Below are 17,028 nucleotides of genomic sequence, written 5' to 3'. Positions count from 1 at the left end.
TTTACGCTTGAGCGATTATAAAATCTAGAGGTCGTCAGAAAATTTAACAAACATAAAAGGGAGTCATCAGAATGGCTTGGGAGCTGCTCAGTGTGATTGGCATCATTGCGTTTGCAGTCAGCGGCGCAATTGTTGCGATGGAAGAGGAATATGATATTTTAGGAGTTTATATATTAGGGATTGTCACCGCTTTTGGAGGAGGAGCGATCCGCAATTTGCTGATCGGTGTTCCGGTGTCAGCGCTATGGGAGCAGGGAGCGTACTTTCAAATCGCGCTTTTATCTATTACAATTGTGTTTCTGTTTCCGAAGCTGCTGCTGAAGCATTGGAATAAGTGGGGCAATTTATCAGATGCGATCGGCCTCGCTGCCTTTGCTATCCAAGGCGCACTGTATGCTGTCAAAATGGGCCATCCGCTTAGTGCCGTGATCGTGGCTGCGGTGCTGACGGGAAGCGGGGGCGGAATCATCCGCGACCTTCTTGCCGGGCGCAAACCGCTTGTGCTGAAGGCAGAAATTTATGCAGTCTGGGCGGCTCTCGGCGGTTTAATCGTCGGCTTGGGCTGGCTGGGAAACTCGTTCGGCTTGTACGTTCTGTTTTTCGTGCTCGTTGTTTGCCGGGTTTGTTCCTATATGTTTAATTGGAAGCTGCCAAACCGTTCTTTTCGCTTAGATAGTCAGTAAAATAAAAGAAACCTCTCCGTCATGGAGAGGTTTCTTTTATGGTAGCCTGCCTGGATCAAATAAAAAGTCCTTTTCGAATGCTGACCGCGCAGAGCAAAGCTATTTGAAATTAATAGGTAGCCCAAAAGGTATAGCTGATGGTTTTTTTAGTTCCTGTGTTAGTGAATTTGAATCTGTATTTTGTTTTGTAGCTTTTAGAAGCTTGTTTGTAACTTAAATTTGTAGAGCCTTTTTTCGTTGCATAAAAAGTTTTAACATTTTTCCAGCCTTTATTTGTCTTTTGTTGCAGAGTTGCTGTAATTTTCCCGCTGCCTGATCCGTTTGCTGTCATGTTGGCCCAAGTTCCTCGTCCTGGATAATAAATCTGAAATGTTGGCGAGTAAGTATAGTTTTTAAATGAGCCCGAATGGTAATGAGTACTCCATATTTGACCTTTTTTAACCCAATCTTTAGCTTCCGCTTTGTTGTTTACTAGGTCAATTGCCGTAAAACTTGTTACGGCTACGACGAATGCCAGCAACATCATAGATAGCTTTTTCTTCACTGAGTATTTCCTCCTAACTAATTCTGGTTCTTTCTTCATGTTTATATCATAAACCGAGAGAAAGAATGTAACATCGTCCTATTCTCCCAAATGAAAAACTTCAATTTGTTGAAATATGTCGAAATTGGATGAAAAATGACTATTTTACTGCGACTATAGATACGATAGCAAGGATGTAGTTGCTTTATGGAAGATGACAATAACAGCCAGTTTAGTCATTCTTCACGTTAGATGAACAGACAAACACGGTAAAGCTCTGCGGTGTTTTTAAAATGAAAAAGAAATATTATATCGAAGATTGAATGGAATAAGGAATCGATACTGATGAAAGAGAAGATTCGCAACCTAAGAAAAGCACCTCCAACAGTGATCAATGTGAAATCATAAGAGAAAAAACCGATTTCGAGTTGAAATCGGTTTTTTCTGCATATAAATAACCCAAACCTTGATTGGTATTAGGTGAATGTGCTAAGATAAATTGTATTTGCCAGTTTCGTCATACATTCGATATATGTATCCAATTATATTTTACAGTATTTCATCTATGTTTGTCAACTATTTTCTGGAGGTGCCGTTCATGAATCAGCAGGATAAGGAATGGAAGGAAGAGCAGTCGAGAATAGATGAGGTGCTGCAGGAGCTCGAAAAAAAAGAGCGGTTTCTGGAAACGTCTGCGGGCGGGTTGAAGCATGATATCATCGGATTAAGAAAAAGCTTTTGGGAGGATGTTAAGGTTAATTTTGATGATGCCCATGAAGCGATTGAAACGATGGCAAGCATTAAGCAGCAGGCAGAGCTGCTGTCTGATCGGGAACACAATCATCGGCGCATGGATCAGCAGCTCAAACGAATTCATCAATTAAAAAAATCGCCTTATTTCGGCCGGATTGATTTTATTGAAAACGGCGAGGAGCAGGCAGAGCGAATTTATATCGGTTTAGCTTCCTGTTTGGATGAGAAGGAGGAACACTTTCTGATTTATGACTGGAGGGCGCCGATATCAAGTTTGTACTACAATTATTCCCCAGGTAAAGCGGAGTACGAGGTGCCCGGTGAAACGATAGAAGGGGAAATGGTGCTGAAACGCCAGTTTATGATCAAAAACGGCACTCTCAAGGCGATGTTTAATACCGATATGACGATTGGTGATGAAATGCTGCAAGAGGTATTAAGCCATCACTCCGATACCCAAATGAAAAACATCGTGTCTACGATTCAGAAAGAACAAAATCAGATTATCCGTAATGAAAAAAGCAAGATCCTGATCGTGCAGGGAGCGGCTGGCAGCGGGAAAACATCGGCTGCGCTTCAGCGTGTCGCTTATTTGTTATACAGGCAACGTGGCGTCATTGATGCCGGACAAATCGTTTTGTTTTCTCCCAACTTCTTATTTAACAGCTATGTCTCCTCTGTTTTGCCGGAGTTAGGAGAAGAGAATATGGAGCAGGCGACGTTTCAGGAATATATCGAGCATCGTCTTGGCCGCAAGTTCAAATGTGAAAGCCCCTTTGATCAGCTCGAATATTGCCTGACCGAAACAAAGGGAGGCGATTTTCCAACAAGGCTTGCGGGAATCACATGGAAGGCGGGTTTATCCTTTCAGCAATTCATTAATGAATACGTCACACGGCTTTCCTCTGAAGGGATGATTTTTAAAAATATTATATTCCGCGGACAAAAGCTGATCACAAAGGAGCAAATTCAATCCTATTTTTACTCATTGGAACAAAATCACTCCATTCCGAATCGGATGGAGCAAACCGCGAAGTGGCTGCTGAGTGAGCTTAACAAGCTTGAGAAAAAGGAACGGCGAAAGGATTGGGTCGTTCATGAAGCTGAGCTGCTTGACAAAGAGGACTACCTGGACGTGTACAAAAAACTGCAAGAAAGGAAACGGTTCAGCGAGAGTACGTTTAACGATTATCAAAGAGAGCAGCAGCTGCTTGCCGCCATCATTGTGAAAAAAGCTTTCAAACCGCTCAAGCAGGCAGTCAGGCTCCTTGCATTTCTTGATGTTTCACAGCTGTATTTGCAATTGTTTTCTGGCTGGGGAGGGAAATTTCAGCATGAGAAGATGGCCGTGATAGGTGAGCTGACCCGTTCGGCATTTACGGATAATAAATTGCTCTATGAGGACGCGGCACCGTTTCTTTATATGCAGGATCTGATTGAGGGCAGAAAGAAAAATACGAAGATCAAACATCTATTTATTGACGAAGCCCAGGACTATTCACCGTTTCAGATGGCTTACATGAGAAGTATTTTTCCGGCTGCCAGCATGACAGTGCTTGGTGATATCAATCAGTCCATCTACGCGCATACCATACATGGGGATCAGCGTATGGATGCGTGCTTTGAGGATGAGCCTGCTGAGTATGTTCGTTTAAAGAGAACATACAGATCAACAAGGCAGATTGTCGAGTTTACCAAAGCGATGCTTCAAGATGGAGCGGATATTGAGCCGTTTAATAGAAGCGGGGAAATGCCGCTCGTTGTCAAAACTGAAGGACATGAGAGCCTTTGCCAAAAGCTCGCGCAAGAAATTGGCCGGCTCAAGAAAAAAGGGCACGAAACAATAGCCGTCATCTGCAAGACAGCGCAGCAATGCATACAGGCACACGCCCACATGAGTGAATATACAGATGTTCGCCTGATTCATAAAGAAAATCAACCATTCCAAAAGGGTGTTTGCGTGATTCCGGTGTATTTAGCGAAGGGAATTGAATTTGACGCAGTGCTTGTCTATGATGCATCTGAAGAACACTATCATACAGAGCACGACCGTAGGCTTTTATATACTGCGTGCACCCGTGCGATGCACATGCTGGCGGTATTTTATACAGGTGAAGCCAGTCCGTTTGTAACCGCTGTGCCGCCTCACTTATATCAGATTGCTGAATGAAGAGAAGGGAGTCCTTCTCTTTTTTCTATTTACATGAAGCATAGCCGTTTTATCATTAGGATTCTTAATAGTTATCATCATGTAAATATATTTTACTTAAGCCTAGTATTCCGGTAAAGTTCAATTAGATGCAATTTTCGATCAGTTTATAACTTTGTGAGGTGGATACGTTGCAACTTCAGGTAATGAACAGTCCGTTTAATCAGGAGCAGGCAGAGCTCCTTAACCGCCTTCTGCCGACCTTGACCGAATCCCAGAAAATCTGGCTGAGCGGATATTTATCCGCTCAATCTGTTTCCGCCCAAGAAGCTGCGGGTACGCCGGCGGCAGCTGTGTCTGCGGAAGCACCGGCACCGGCCGTTTCAAAAGAAGTGACCGTTCTTTATGGTTCACAGACGGGAAACGCACAGGGGCTTGCAGAAAATGCCGGCAAGCAGCTTGAACAGAGCGGTTTTCAAGTGACCGTCTCATCCATGAGCGATTTTAAGCCGAATCAGCTGAAGAAAGTAAACAATCTTTTAATCGTCGTCAGTACGCATGGAGAAGGTGAGCCGCCTGATAACGCGCTGTCGTTTCACGAATTTCTGCACGGAAGACGGGCGCCTAAGCTTGAAGATCTGCGCTTTTCCGTTTTGGCGCTTGGTGACAGTTCGTACGAATTTTTCTGCCAGACAGGGAAAGAATTTGATCAGCGCTTAGAAGAACTCGGCGGAAAACGGATTTCTCCGCGCGTTGATTGCGATCTTGACTATGATGAACCGGCAGCCGAATGGCTTGAGGATGTATTGAAGGGATTAAATGAAGCTGGGGGCGGAAGCGCCGCGCCTGCGCCGGCGGCTGCGTCTCAAACCGGTGAGTCTTCGTATTCCAGAACAAACCCGTTTCGGGCTGAAGTGTTAGAAAATTTAAATTTAAACGGCAGAGGATCAAATAAAGAAACACGCCATGTGGAGCTGTCTCTTGAAGGATCTGGCCTGACTTACGAGCCTGGTGACAGCCTCGGCGTCTATCCGGAAAACGATCCGGAACTTGTCGAGCTGCTCCTTAAGGAAATGAATTGGGACCCGGAAGAAATTGTGACGCTTAATAAGCAAGGTGATGTCCGTCCGCTGAAAGAAGCGCTGATTTCTCACTATGAGATTACCGTTCTCACAAAACCGCTTCTTGAACAGGCAGCCCAGCTGACAGGGAACGATGAGCTTAGAGAGCTTTTAGCCCGGGAAATGAGGAGAATGTAAAAGCCTATATTGAAGGGCGCGATTTGCTTGATCTCGTCCGTGACTATGGCCCATTTAGTGTATCTGCGCAGGAGTTTGTCTCGATATTGCGAAAAATGCCTGCCCGCCTTTATTCGATTGCAAGCAGTTTATCCGCAAATCCGGATGAAGTGCATTTAACAATCGGCGCAGTCCGCTACGATGCGCACGGCCGTGAACGAAAAGGCGTCTGCTCGATTTTGTGCGCGGAACGACTGCAGCCGGGAGACACACTGCCGGTTTATGTACAGCACAATCAAAACTTTAAGCTTCCGAAAGACCCTGAAACACCGATTATCATGGTGGGCCCTGGGACAGGCGTCGCACCTTTCCGTTCCTTTATGCAGGAGCGTGAGGAGACGGGAGCGGAAGGAAAGGCATGGATGTTCTTTGGCGATCAGCACTTTGTCACGGATTTCCTTTACCAGACAGAGTGGCATAATTGGCTCAAAGACGGTGTGCTGACAAAAATGGATGTGGCGTTCTCACGTGATACGGAAGAAAAAGTATATGTGCAGCACCGCATGCTTGAACAGAGCGCAGAATTGTTTGAATGGCTTCAAGAAGGAGCGGCTGTTTACATTTGCGGAGATGAAAAGCACATGGCGCATGACGTCCATAACACATTACTTGAAATTATCGAAAAAGAAGGCAATATGAGCCGCGAAGAAGCGGAGGCTTATCTTGCCGATATGCAGCAGCAAAAACGCTATCAGCGTGATGTATATTGATTTGACTTGAAAGGAGTTTTTCAACATGGTGACCAAAATTTTAAAAGCACCGGACGGCTCTCCAAGTGATGTTGAACGCATTAAAAAAGAAAGTGATTATTTGCGCGGCACACTGAAAGAAGTGATGCTCGATCGAATCAGTGCCGGAATTCCGGATGATGACAACCGCCTGATGAAACACCACGGCAGTTATTTGCAGGATGACCGCGACCTCCGAAATGAACGCCAAAAGCAGAAGCTTGAGCCCGCATATCAGTTCATGCTGCGCGTGCGTATGCCAGGGGGCGTCTCGACGCCTGAACAATGGCTTGTCATGGATGACCTGTCCCAGAAATACGGGAACGGCACTTTAAAATTGACGACACGTGAAACGTTCCAAATGCACGGGATTCTGAAATGGAACATGAAGAAAACCATTCAGACGATCCACTCAGCACTTTTGGATACGATCGCAGCCTGCGGAGACGTAAACCGTAACGTCATGTGCGCATCAAACCCTTATCAATCTGAAATCCACTCAGAGGTATACGAGTGGTCTAAAAAATTAAGTGATGATCTGCTGCCGCGGACGAGAGCATATCATGAAATTTGGCTTGATGAGGAAAGAGTTGCCGGCACGCCGGAGGAAGAAGTCGAGCCAATGTACGGACCGCTCTATCTGCCGCGGAAGTTTAAAATCGGTATTGCCGTTCCGCCGTCTAATGATATTGACGTTTTTTCACAAGATCTCGGATTCATTGCGATTGTCGAGGATGGCAAGCTGATCGGTTTTAACGTGGCAATCGGCGGCGGTATGGGAATGACGCATGGCGATACTGCGACATATCCGCAATTAGCCAAGGTGATCGGATTCTGCCGGCCTGAGCAAATGTATGACGTTGCTGAAAAAACGATTACGATTCAGCGTGATTACGGCAACCGTTCTGTCCGTAAAAATGCGCGGTTCAAATACACAGTTGACCGCCTCGGTTTAGAAAACGTAAAAGAAGAATTGGAAAACCGTCTCGGCTGGAGCCTGGAAGAAGCCAAGCCGTATCATTTCGATCATAACGGCGACCGCTACGGCTGGGTGGAAGGCATCGAGGATAAATGGCATTTCACGCTGTTTGTCGAAGGCGGCCGTGTAACAGATTACGATGACTATAAACTGATGACAGGCTTGCGGGAAATCGCCAAAGTTCATACAGGCGAGTTCCGGCTGACGGCCAATCAGAACTTAATGATTGCGAACGTTTCAAGCGATAAAAAAGAAGAAATCAGTGCTTTAATTGAACAATACGGATTAACTGACGGCAAGCATTATTCAGCGCTTCGCCGCAGCTCGATGGCATGCGTCGCTCTTCCGACCTGCGGATTGGCAATGGCCGAAGCAGAACGTTATTTGCCGACCCTGTTAGATAAGATTGAAGAGATTATTGACGAAAACGGCCTTCGTGATCAGGAAATCACCATTCGTATGACAGGGTGTCCGAACGGCTGTGCACGTCATGCACTCGGTGAGATCGGATTTATCGGAAAGGCGCCGGGCAAATATAATATGTATCTTGGCGCTGCGTTTGACGGAAGCCGTTTAAGCAAAATGTACCGTGAAAACATCGGTGAAGCAGACATTTTAAGCGAGCTGCGTGTCCTTCTTTCCCGCTATGCGAAAGAACGCGAGGAAGGCGAGCATTTCGGTGACTTTGTCATCCGTGCGGGCATTATTAAAGCAACAACTGACGGTACGAATTTTCATGATTGAGAAAACTAAGAAGAGAGACAGGGAATAGCTTCCTGTCTCTTTTTTCTGTAATTTGCTCTGCTGCAAAAAAGTTCACTATGAGCATATCATGAGAAAAAATACCCTAAAAAGGGTACTATAAAAGAAGACAAGTGTGGAGAGAACTCCTGCGAAACCACATAGCGTATGCAAGGCCACCCTAGCTCAAGGGCTTTTAGACAAACAGATTTTTTGGCTCATCATGCCGACACACAACAGACGAAGGAGGTCATGCATTTGGACATATTTTTAGTTGTGCTCGTATTATTAACGATTATTGCGATTTCTAATATCGTGAACCGGTTTATTCCGTTTATTCCGGTGCCGCTGATTCAAGTGGCTCTTGGGATTCTTGCCGCCTCATTTCCACAGGGTCTTCATTTTGAATTAAATACCGAATTGTTTTTTGTTCTGTTTATCGCGCCTCTGCTATTTAATGATGGAAAGAGGACACCGCGGGCAGAGCTTTGGAATTTAAGGGCTCCGATTTTATTGCTTGCACTCGGCCTTGTATTTGCGACTGTGATTGTAGGCGGCTACACGATTCACTGGATGATTCCTGCTATTCCGCTGGCAGCGGCCTTTGGACTTGCGGCCATTCTTTCACCGACTGATGTCGTCGCTGTCAGCGCATTATCAGGAAGAGTGAAAATGCCAAAAGGGATTCTTCGCCTGCTGGAAGGTGAGGGGCTGATGAATGACGCATCAGGTCTGGTGGCCTTTAAGTTTGCGATTGCAGCGGCAGTGACTGGTGCATTTTCATTAGCACAAGCGGCTGTCAGCTTTGTCTTTATTTCTCTCGGAGGCTTGCTGTGCGGAGTTGTCATTTCATTTTTGATTATTCGTTTTCGCCTATTTCTGCGCCGCCTTGGCATGCAGGATGTCACGATGCATATGCTGATTCAAATTCTGACGCCGTTTGTGATTTATTTGGCAGCTGAAGAAATCGGCGTTTCCGGCATTTTAGCTGTTGTGGCTGGCGGTATTACCCATGCGGTTGAACAGGATCGTCTGGAATCAACGATGATCAAGCTGCAAATTGTCTCCTCAAGTACGTGGAACATTATTTTATTTATTTTGAACGGCCTGGTCTTCGTTATTCTCGGCACGCAAATCCCTGATGTTATTTCTGTTATCTTTAACGACACTGCCATCAGCAACATGAAGGTGATCGGCTATATCCTAGTCATCACATTTACGTTAATGCTCCTGAGGTTCCTGTGGGTGCTGTTCTTCTGGAACGGCAAATGGTTCTTTAATAAAGATCAGAACATCTATAAACCGGGTCTTCGTTCGACGCTGTTAATTTCGATTTCTGGTGTGCGTGGAGCAGTAACGCTTGCAGGTTCTTTTTCCATTCCGTATTTCCTGGAGGACGGCACGCCGTTTCCGGAAAGAAATCTGATTCTCTTTTTAGCAGCCGGCGTCATTTTATGCACGCTTGTCATTGCTACCGTTGTGCTGCCGATTCTGACTGAAAAAGAAGAAGAGGACGAGGAACGAAACAAGAAGCTGCTGACGGCGAGACGCAAATTGATCAAAACAGCCCTTCAAACGATTAAAGAGGACATGAATGAGACAAACAAAACGGCCTCTCTTGCGGTGATAGCTGAATACAATGAGAAAATGAAAAATCTTCGTTTTCAGCAATATACATCGTCTAATCGCATCAAAAAGCACGAGCGTAAAGTCCGTGCCCAAGGGGTTAAGGCAGAGCAAGAGGCGCTGATGAAAATGCTGGAGCGGGGAGACATCCCGGAAGAAACAGCAAATGTGCTGCAAGAACGATTTAACGAGTTGGAAATTTTGTATGCGAACCCGTTTAAAGTCGGATTATCAAAAACAAGGCTCAAGAGGCTGATGTATTGGATTTTCTTCGGTGAACATAAAAAGCCGGAGATGTCGATTTTAAATGAAGCGGGATTGATACGGGCAACAAGAGTGAAAACGGCAAAAGCAGCGATAGAATATCTGGAAAAACACAAGACGGAAGAGCATAAAGAAGTGTTTTTATCTGTCATTACATTCTATAAACAGTTAATTTTCAGGCTGGAGCACAGCCATCATGAGCTGAAATCAAGCGCCCATTTTGAAAATCAGAAGCTGGAAGTGAAGCTGAAGGCTGTACAGGCGATCAGAAATGAAATTCAAACACTTTTCGAGGAAAGAGAAATTTCCCGGGACATCTCCCATGAGCTTCGCCAATACATTAATGATGTCGAAGCCGCCATGCTTGAAGGCGGCGAATAAATGCAGCAAAAAAGCTGGCGTTAGAGCGCCAGCTTTTTTTTATTAAGGGCGATGAAATGCGACAGTGCTGCCATCCCGGTCGAACCAGCCTCTGAAGGCCCAGTTGATCCAGCCGCCATCGCCTTTGTTTGTAAAGGTTCCGTCTTCAAATACCCAAATGCCATACGTAATGCCGTCGTAAACGGCTGAGCCGTAAAATTGCACACCGTTCAAATGATCTTCATATTCCTGGCTTAAATTAAAGACCATGACGTTATATTTTTGGCCGGACGCGTAGAAGGAAGACTCCATGAGGTTTTTCACAAAGCCATCCCTATTCTGTGCGGATTTGATGGCATCAGCGATCTGGTTGGCAATTCCAAGTACATCCAGGTTGACGTTTAAACCTACATCAGCGGCAGTTGTTCCAGCAGTAGTTGTCTGCGACATCTTCGGAGCAGGATTTTCTTCAGCGGAAGCAAAGGACAAAGGGGCAATTGTCAAAGCGGCACCAAGAGCAAGTGTCATTGGGATACGAATACGTTTCAAGTTGTTTCCTCCTTTGTTTTCATTTGGTTACACTACACGCATACCCTGCTCAATGTATTTGTAATCTCAATATTGTTAAAATAGGAAAAAAATAGTGTCTGAATTTGCCTGTGCTGTGAAAAAAGAAGCAAAAAGAGGGTCTTAAGCGTATTATTGGTATCGGCTGAGAGGAATGTGAGATAATATAGACGCTTACATTTCAGTGAAAGGGTGGATGTTCAAGTGCCAACAAGTTTAAAAGATACTGTAAAGTTACATAACGGAGTTGAAATGCCTTGGTTCGGTCTGGGTGTTTTTAAAGTAGAAAATGGTAATGAAGCGACTGAATCAGTGAAAGCGGCAATTAAAAATGGTTATCGCAGTATTGATACAGCAGCGATCTACAAAAATGAAGAAGGCGTTGGCATCGGGATTAAAGAATCCGGTGTGTCAAGAGAAGAGCTCTTCATCACATCAAAAGTGTGGAATGAAGATCAAGGCTACGAAACAACGCTTGCTGCCTTTGAAAAAAGCCTGGAAAGATTACAGCTTGATTACTTAGATTTATATTTGATCCATTGGCCTGGCAAAGATAAATATAAAGATACATGGCGCGCGCTTGAAAAGCTGTACAAAGATGGCAAAATTCGCGCGATCGGCGTCAGCAACTTCCAAGTTCATCATTTAGAAGAGCTGTTGAAAGATGCTGAAATCAAACCGATGGTGAACCAAGTTGAATTTCACCCTCGTTTGACGCAAAAAGAATTAAGAGATTACTGCAAAGCGCAAGGCATTCAGCTGGAAGCGTGGTCTCCGCTCATGCAGGGACAGCTTTTGGATAACGAAGTGCTGACACAGATTGCTGAAAAACACAATAAATCTGTGGCTCAAGTGATTTTGCGCTGGGATCTGCAGCATGAAGTTGTAACCATTCCAAAATCCATTAAAGAACACCGTATCATCGAAAACGCTGATATTTTTGATTTCGAATTGTCTCAAGAAGACATGGACAAAATTGACGCATTAAATAAAGATGAGCGTGTCGGCCCAAATCCTGATGAGCTTCTGTTTTAATCAAAAAACTCCCTGTTATGGGGAGTTTTTTTAGTGCGTTTTTTTCTGTTGAATGAAAAACAGCATCAAAAAGGAAATGACAACAATACAGACGACCCACGCCCAAGCAAGGGTATTGTTGCCGGAATCCAATGCGACATATATCGCCGTCGGCAGTGTTTGGGTAACACCGGGGATGTTTCCTGCAAACATGAGTGTTGCGCCAAATTCTCCGAGCGCCCGCGCAAGGCTGAGGATACTTCCGGTCAGTAACGAAGGATAGGCAAGCGGGACGGAGATATGGATAAACACTTTCCATCTGCTAGCGCCGTCTACCATTGCCGCACCTTGTATATCGGGATCAATGTCAGCAAATCCGGTTTTGGCTGATTGATACATAAGCGGAAAGGCTACAACAGCCGAGGCGATCACAGCGGCCCACCAGGTGAAAATGACAGGCTGCTGGAAAATCCACTCGATGGCTTGTCCGATGAAGCTGTGCTTTCCGAAAATGACGATCAAAATAAAACCGACAACAGTAGGCGGAAGAACGAGCGGAAGCATAAAACATGTTTCGAGTGCCGTTTTTCCGAAAAATGATGCCCGTGACATCCATGCTCCAGCAAGTGTTCCGAGAATAATGACAACAATTCCGGCAACTGCCGCCACCTGAAAGGAAAGCACAACGGGTGTGAAAAATTCTGAAACGCTTATGCTACTCGGCAGTAAAGCCATATTTCTCAAATACTTTCATTGCTTCATCAGATTGCAGGTATTCATAAAATTCCTTCGCTTCCTTACGGTGTTTTGTATCTTTTACGATTCCTAACGGATAGACAATTGGGCTGTGTGTATCTGCTTTTGCCTCGTCAATAATGTTGACCTTTTTCGAGACCAGGGCATCTGTTTTATAAACAATACCTGCGTCTACATTGCCGGTTTCAACATAAGAAAGAACTTGGCGAACGTCTTTTCCATACACAATTTTATCCTTCACTTTGTCCCATAAAGACAGCTTTGTCAGTGATTCTTTCCCATAAGCTCCTGCCGGTACGGATTCCGGAGTGCCAAGGGCGATTTTTTCTGATTCAGCCAGATTGCTGAAGCCTGTCACAGGTGAATCTCCGTTTTTCGGTACGACCAGCACAATTTCATTACCGACTAAATCAGTGCTGTCTTTTTTTGCGATATCTCCATCATCCACCAGCTTTTTAAATTTATCCTCAGCAGCTGAGAAGAACAGATCTGCTCCTGCTCCTTGAGAAATCTGTTTTTGCAAGGCGCCGGATGAGCCATAGTTATCTTGGATGGTAATATTTTGATGCTCTTTTTCATAATTTTTTTGGATTTCCTCAAGTGCATCCTGCGCGCTGGCGGCAGCTGAGATGGTTAACGTTACTTTTTTCTCGCTGTCCGTTGAAGACTGGTTTGAAGAACAGCCTGCTGCAAGGAGAAAAGCAGTTAAGGCTGCGATGAAAATAGAATACTTCTTAAACATGATTGCACCCCTTATCATTAGATATAACTAATTATAACTGATTATGTTTGGTTTATGTGGGTTTTTTTACATTCGGCGAAAAGGTATAATAAAATAGGAGAGTGATGATGATGAATGAAACCTCTTCCTATACGATAGAAGAAGTTGCAGGTCTGCTGAAGGTATCAAAGCTGACCGTTTATGATTTGATTAAAAAAGGCGTGCTGCCTGCTTATCGTGTCGGAAGGCAGATGCGTGTGGATGAAGAAGATTTAAAGCAATATAAAACGAATATGAGAATGTCTCAGCCCATCGCTGCAACAGAAGCGCCGAAACAGGTGCAGGAGGCTGAGCCGGACGGCAGACCGAATGTCATGATCAGCGGACAGGACATTTCGATGGATCTTCTCAGCAAGCATTTGGAGAATGCCATTCAGGAGACGCCGCTCCGTAAATACAAAGGAAGCTTAAACAGCCTGATTGATATGTATCAAGGCAAGTGTGACATTGTCAGCCTCCATTTGTACGATGCTGAAACGGGCCAGTATAACGCTCCTTATGTAAAACGGATTTTGACAGGTGAACCGTTTTGTCTCATCAATGTCGTTCTCCGCAAAGCAGGACTGTATGTGAAAAAAGGGAATCCGAAAAACATTCAAGGCTGGAAAGACTTGAAAAGAGCCGATATCCGGATCATCAACAGGGAAAAGGGTTCTGGCGCAAGGGTGCTCCTTGATGAACAGCTTGGCTTGCTTGGTGTGAATCCGGCTGATGTAAAGGGATACGGCGATATCGTGACCGATCATTACGCTGCCGCTTCACAAGTTTCAAGCGGACAGGCTGACGCGGGAATCGGGGCGCAGCACGCGGCACATATGGGCAGTGTTGATTTTATCCCGCTCATCGACGAACAATATGATATCGTTGTTTTGAAAAAACATGAGCAGCTGCTGAAAGCCGTGAAGGAGATTTTGAATTCTGAGGAATACAAGGCGAATTTGTCTCATTTAAACGGCTATGAAACGAAGCTGACTGGCAAGGTGATGTTGGAAACGTAAAAAATCCCTCTTGATAGAGGGATTTTTTCATTCGGAAAACCTGAGCAGGTCACCATTTAAAATTTTATCAGAGAGAGAAAGTTCTTCGTTTGCTTTCTCCTTGTAAGGGAGGCACGCATCCTGATCTTCCAGCACTTCACCTGTTTTTTGGCTATAGCACGTGTTCTTTGTGTATATATAATCGTTCGTAATAAAGCTGCCGTTTCGCAGAACGGCGAATGGGGTGCGGTCGCCCGACAGCAAATCATTGCCGAATTGGATATCGCCTTTTGTCTCAACGCCGAGCAAATGCATCAGCGTCGGCCTGACGTCAACCTGTCCCCCGGCATCAGGGATGGTTTCCGGCTGTTGATCGGTGATTCCCGGGATATGTATGATAAACGGCACCCGCTGGAGCTGAACGTTGTCATACGGTGTGATTTCATCTTTCCCTAAAAACTCAGCCATTGCCTCGTTATGGGCTTCAGAAATGCCGTAATGATCTCCCATAAATACGATCATCGAATTTTCGTATAAGCCTTCGTCTTTCAGTTTTTTGATAAAATGCTTCAATGCCTCATCCTCATAGCGAACCGTGGTCACATAGCGGTTTAACAGATCACTGCTTGAATCGAATTCATCTATCAGCTGATCCCTTTCATCAATCTCAAACGGAAAATGATTCGTTAACGTGATAAAACTGCTGTAGAACGGCTGCGGCAGGCTTTTCAGCTTTTCGGCGGACTGCTCTAAAAATTCTTTGTCTTTTAAGCCCCAGCTTGTCGATGTCCCGGGAGTGACATGAAAATCATCAACATCAAAAAAGCGGTCAATGCCAAATGTATCGTACATGACATCTCTGTTCCAAAATGTTTTATGGTTAGCATGAAAGACGGCTGAATAATAATCGTGCTGCTTCAGCGATTTATACATCGTATGAAATTGATGGTCGCTTTTCGTGAAAAAGACGGCGCCGCTAAGGGAAGGATACAGTGAGTTAGCGACGATAAATTCTGAATCTGATGTTTTGCCTTGTTCTGTTTGCTGATAGAAATGATCAAAGGAATAGCTTTTTTTAATGAGATCATTCATAAATGGGGTAATTTCTTTTCCATTTACTTTTTCATTCAGAACAAAGCTTTGGGTCGATTCAAGTGTTACAAAGATGACATTGCGCCCCTTTGCAAGACCGAATTTGCTTTGATCAGGCTTGCTGTAATCAGCCTCTGTGTAGTTTTTAATGGCAGTTATACTGTCTTCATCGGCAAAAGCTTTCGCGCTGATATTAACAGTCTGAGAAATTGTATCGTAAATATGGAACTGAAACAGACCGATGCTTTTGACTAGCATTTCCCGGTCAAAAGAATGTGCCAAAAGCTTCGGCTGCTGTACTTCTGCAAGTGCCAGTGTGCATAAAAGCATGCCGCAGGAAGCTGCATAGTACCGTTTGACCGTGCGGGGAGCGGCTTTTGTCTGTGGGTGTTTAGTTTTTCTGGCGAACAGCAGCAGAAAAACCAAATCCACAAACAGGGCGATAAACAGAGGATGGAACAATTCTTTTACACTGCTGCCCATATCGCTCATGTTGCTGGCCTGAAATAAAACCGGAATGGTAATAAAATCGATATAAAAGCCGTAAAAAATCGTATTAGAGATCAAGATAACAGTCAGAACCAAATTGGCAATCAGCAAAAAAGCCCGCTGCTTGTTTCCTTTCAGAAGCAGGCCGATCCCGAATAAAGGAAGAATAAAGCTGAGCGGGTTGACCAGCAGCATTAGCTCCTCCAACAGAGTATCGATTTGCAAATCAAAGCCGAGTTTATATATCACATACGTTTTGATCCACATAAATAAGATCGAAAAACATAAAAACCGCTGATTGTGAAAAAAGGTTCCTTTCATCAATATGACTCCTCACGTTTTCTTGATCATCTGCATGAAATGCTTCTTAAGTAAAACCTACTAAAAACAGCCGGTTCAGACAAGTCTCAGCACTCATGTTTAAAACATGCGGCCATGAAACAGCATATAAAAGTAGTAACATGAAGCAAGGGTCAGGCCGGCTAGCACGAGCTGCTCAGAAAAACTGCCTGTCTTCATATATAATGGAAGCCGAACGCGGATCGTGGAAGGGAATAATAATTTGATTCCGTTCACCGTCCAAGCGTCAAGAATCAAGTGGCTCGCCATGCCGATCATCAGGCCGGCTGATATGTTTTTATCTGGAATGTATGTAGAAGTGATAAAAAACATGATGAGCATAAACAGCAAGCTGTGTGTAAATGTACGATGGCCAAAAACGGAGCTGACCACTTTCGATAAAATAGGAAATTTTCTCCCGATTTTGCTTTGTGTGTGGCAGATATCGGGTATTAATGCTCCAACCGCGCCTGACGCAGCCATAAGCACTGGATCAAATCCATAATAATAAGCCGCTGCCGTACAAGAAGCGATGCCTCCCATGATGTGTGTTTTTCCTGTCATTTGCCGCTTCTCCTTTTATCTTTTGCAAAAAATCTCTGAATTACAAATATATCAAGAGAATGTATGTTTGATCAACAGGACTTTGGACGATAAAAAATATCCCGCATAATTTTTCATAAAAGAGGCATCTTAAACATGTACCTATTTTTTAAAAGAGGTGATACGAATGGGTTTCTTTAATAAAGATAAAGGAAAACGTTCCGAAAAAGAAAAAAACGTAATCCAAGGAGCTCTTGAAGATGCTGGTTCAGCTCTAAAAGATGATCCGCTTCAAGAAGCTGTGCAAAAAAAGAAAAATAATCGATAACCACATGCGGATAGAGCTTGGCTCTATCCGTATTTTCC

At 44.4% G+C, this 17,028-nt stretch carries 13 protein-coding genes and 1 pseudogene; 8 read left to right on the top strand and 6 right to left on the bottom strand.

What is annotated here, in order from left to right; translation table 11 throughout:
• The first annotated feature begins 71 nt into the window (after positions 1-71).
• Positions 72-683 (top strand): trimeric intracellular cation channel family protein, encoded by a 612-nt coding sequence (locus ACFVP7_RS18420; protein WP_003228419.1) that lies wholly within the window; start codon positions 72-74, stop codon positions 681-683.
• A 109-nt stretch (positions 684-792) separates the two neighbouring features.
• On the opposite strand, the gene ACFVP7_RS18415 is transcribed toward ACFVP7_RS18420, so the two are convergent.
• Entirely contained in the window at positions 793-1,227 is a 435-nt protein-coding gene (locus tag ACFVP7_RS18415) for a hypothetical protein (RefSeq protein ID WP_014477979.1), read from the bottom strand.
• A gap of 577 nt (positions 1,228-1,804) precedes the next feature.
• On the opposite strand from ACFVP7_RS18415, the gene helD reads away from it, so the two are divergent.
• The 4 genes and pseudogenes from helD to ACFVP7_RS18395 all read left to right on the top strand — a co-directional run bounded on the left by helD (position 1,805) and on the right by ACFVP7_RS18395 (position 10,125).
• The gene (gene helD / locus ACFVP7_RS18410) at positions 1,805-4,129 is read left to right on the top strand and encodes a DNA helicase IV (protein ID WP_338730901.1); all 2,325 of its coding nucleotides are present in this window, start codon (positions 1,805-1,807) and stop codon (positions 4,127-4,129) included.
• 170 nt (positions 4,130-4,299) lie between these two features.
• Positions 4,300-6,116 (top strand): annotated as a pseudogene (locus ACFVP7_RS18405) (assimilatory sulfite reductase (NADPH) flavoprotein subunit).
• Between the two features lie 25 nt (positions 6,117-6,141).
• A complete protein-coding gene (gene cysI, locus ACFVP7_RS18400; protein WP_021480597.1) occupies positions 6,142-7,857 on the top strand; it encodes an assimilatory sulfite reductase (NADPH) hemoprotein subunit in 1,716 nt (571 codons plus the stop codon).
• Between the two features lie 255 nt (positions 7,858-8,112).
• A complete protein-coding gene (locus ACFVP7_RS18395) occupies positions 8,113-10,125 on the top strand; it encodes a Na+/H+ antiporter (protein ID WP_015714699.1) in 2,013 nt (670 codons plus the stop codon).
• Between the two features lie 42 nt (positions 10,126-10,167).
• On the opposite strand, the gene yvgO is transcribed toward ACFVP7_RS18395, so the two are convergent.
• Entirely contained in the window at positions 10,168-10,653 is a 486-nt protein-coding gene (gene yvgO, locus ACFVP7_RS18390; protein ID WP_003243913.1) for a stress response protein YvgO, read from the bottom strand.
• A 222-nt stretch (positions 10,654-10,875) separates the two neighbouring features.
• Here yvgO and pgoN point away from each other — a divergent pair, with 222 nt between their 5' ends.
• A complete protein-coding gene (gene pgoN / locus ACFVP7_RS18385) occupies positions 10,876-11,706 on the top strand; it encodes a glyoxal/methylglyoxal reductase (RefSeq protein WP_041850543.1) in 831 nt (276 codons plus the stop codon).
• A gap of 30 nt (positions 11,707-11,736) precedes the next feature.
• Here pgoN and modB read toward each other — a convergent pair whose 3' ends face one another.
• Together modB and modA are read right to left on the bottom strand one after the other, a co-directional pair.
• On the bottom strand, positions 11,737-12,429 hold the full coding sequence (gene modB / locus ACFVP7_RS18380) for a molybdate ABC transporter permease subunit (protein ID WP_163117184.1): 693 nt from the start codon (positions 12,427-12,429) through the stop codon (positions 11,737-11,739).
• On the bottom strand, positions 12,401-13,183 hold the full coding sequence (modA, locus tag ACFVP7_RS18375; RefSeq protein ID WP_163117186.1) for a molybdate ABC transporter substrate-binding protein: 783 nt from the start codon (positions 13,181-13,183) through the stop codon (positions 12,401-12,403). Before modA ends, modB begins: the two co-directional genes overlap by 29 nt.
• A 110-nt stretch (positions 13,184-13,293) precedes the next feature.
• On the opposite strand from modA, the gene ACFVP7_RS18370 reads away from it, so the two are divergent.
• Positions 13,294-14,220: a substrate-binding domain-containing protein gene (locus tag ACFVP7_RS18370; RefSeq protein ID WP_064671659.1), complete on the top strand. Its 927-nt coding sequence runs from the start codon at positions 13,294-13,296 to the stop codon at positions 14,218-14,220.
• 27 nt (positions 14,221-14,247) lie between these two features.
• Here ACFVP7_RS18370 and ACFVP7_RS18365 read toward each other — a convergent pair whose 3' ends face one another.
• Together ACFVP7_RS18365 and ACFVP7_RS18360 are read right to left on the bottom strand one after the other, a co-directional pair.
• The gene (locus ACFVP7_RS18365; protein WP_338730891.1) at positions 14,248-16,101 is read right to left on the bottom strand and encodes an LTA synthase family protein; all 1,854 of its coding nucleotides are present in this window, start codon (positions 16,099-16,101) and stop codon (positions 14,248-14,250) included.
• Positions 16,102-16,200: 99 nt separating this feature from the next.
• Positions 16,201-16,683 (bottom strand): metal-dependent hydrolase, encoded by a 483-nt coding sequence (locus ACFVP7_RS18360; RefSeq protein ID WP_003228444.1) that lies wholly within the window; start codon positions 16,681-16,683, stop codon positions 16,201-16,203.
• A 166-nt stretch (positions 16,684-16,849) separates the two neighbouring features.
• Between ACFVP7_RS18360 and sspJ the strand changes: the two genes are divergently transcribed.
• Positions 16,850-16,990: a small acid-soluble spore protein SspJ gene (sspJ, locus tag ACFVP7_RS18355; RefSeq protein ID WP_003221612.1), complete on the top strand. Its 141-nt coding sequence runs from the start codon at positions 16,850-16,852 to the stop codon at positions 16,988-16,990.
• The last annotated feature ends 38 nt before the right edge of the window (positions 16,991-17,028 follow it).

Origin of the sequence: Bacillus sp. SG20033 (assembly GCF_044570195.1) — a bacterium.
GTDB classification, from domain to species: domain Bacteria; phylum Bacillota; class Bacilli; order Bacillales; family Bacillaceae; genus Bacillus; species Bacillus subtilis.
The sequence above is the reverse complement of the archived record's forward strand: the minus strand, read 5'-3'. Positions and strand labels throughout refer to the sequence as shown.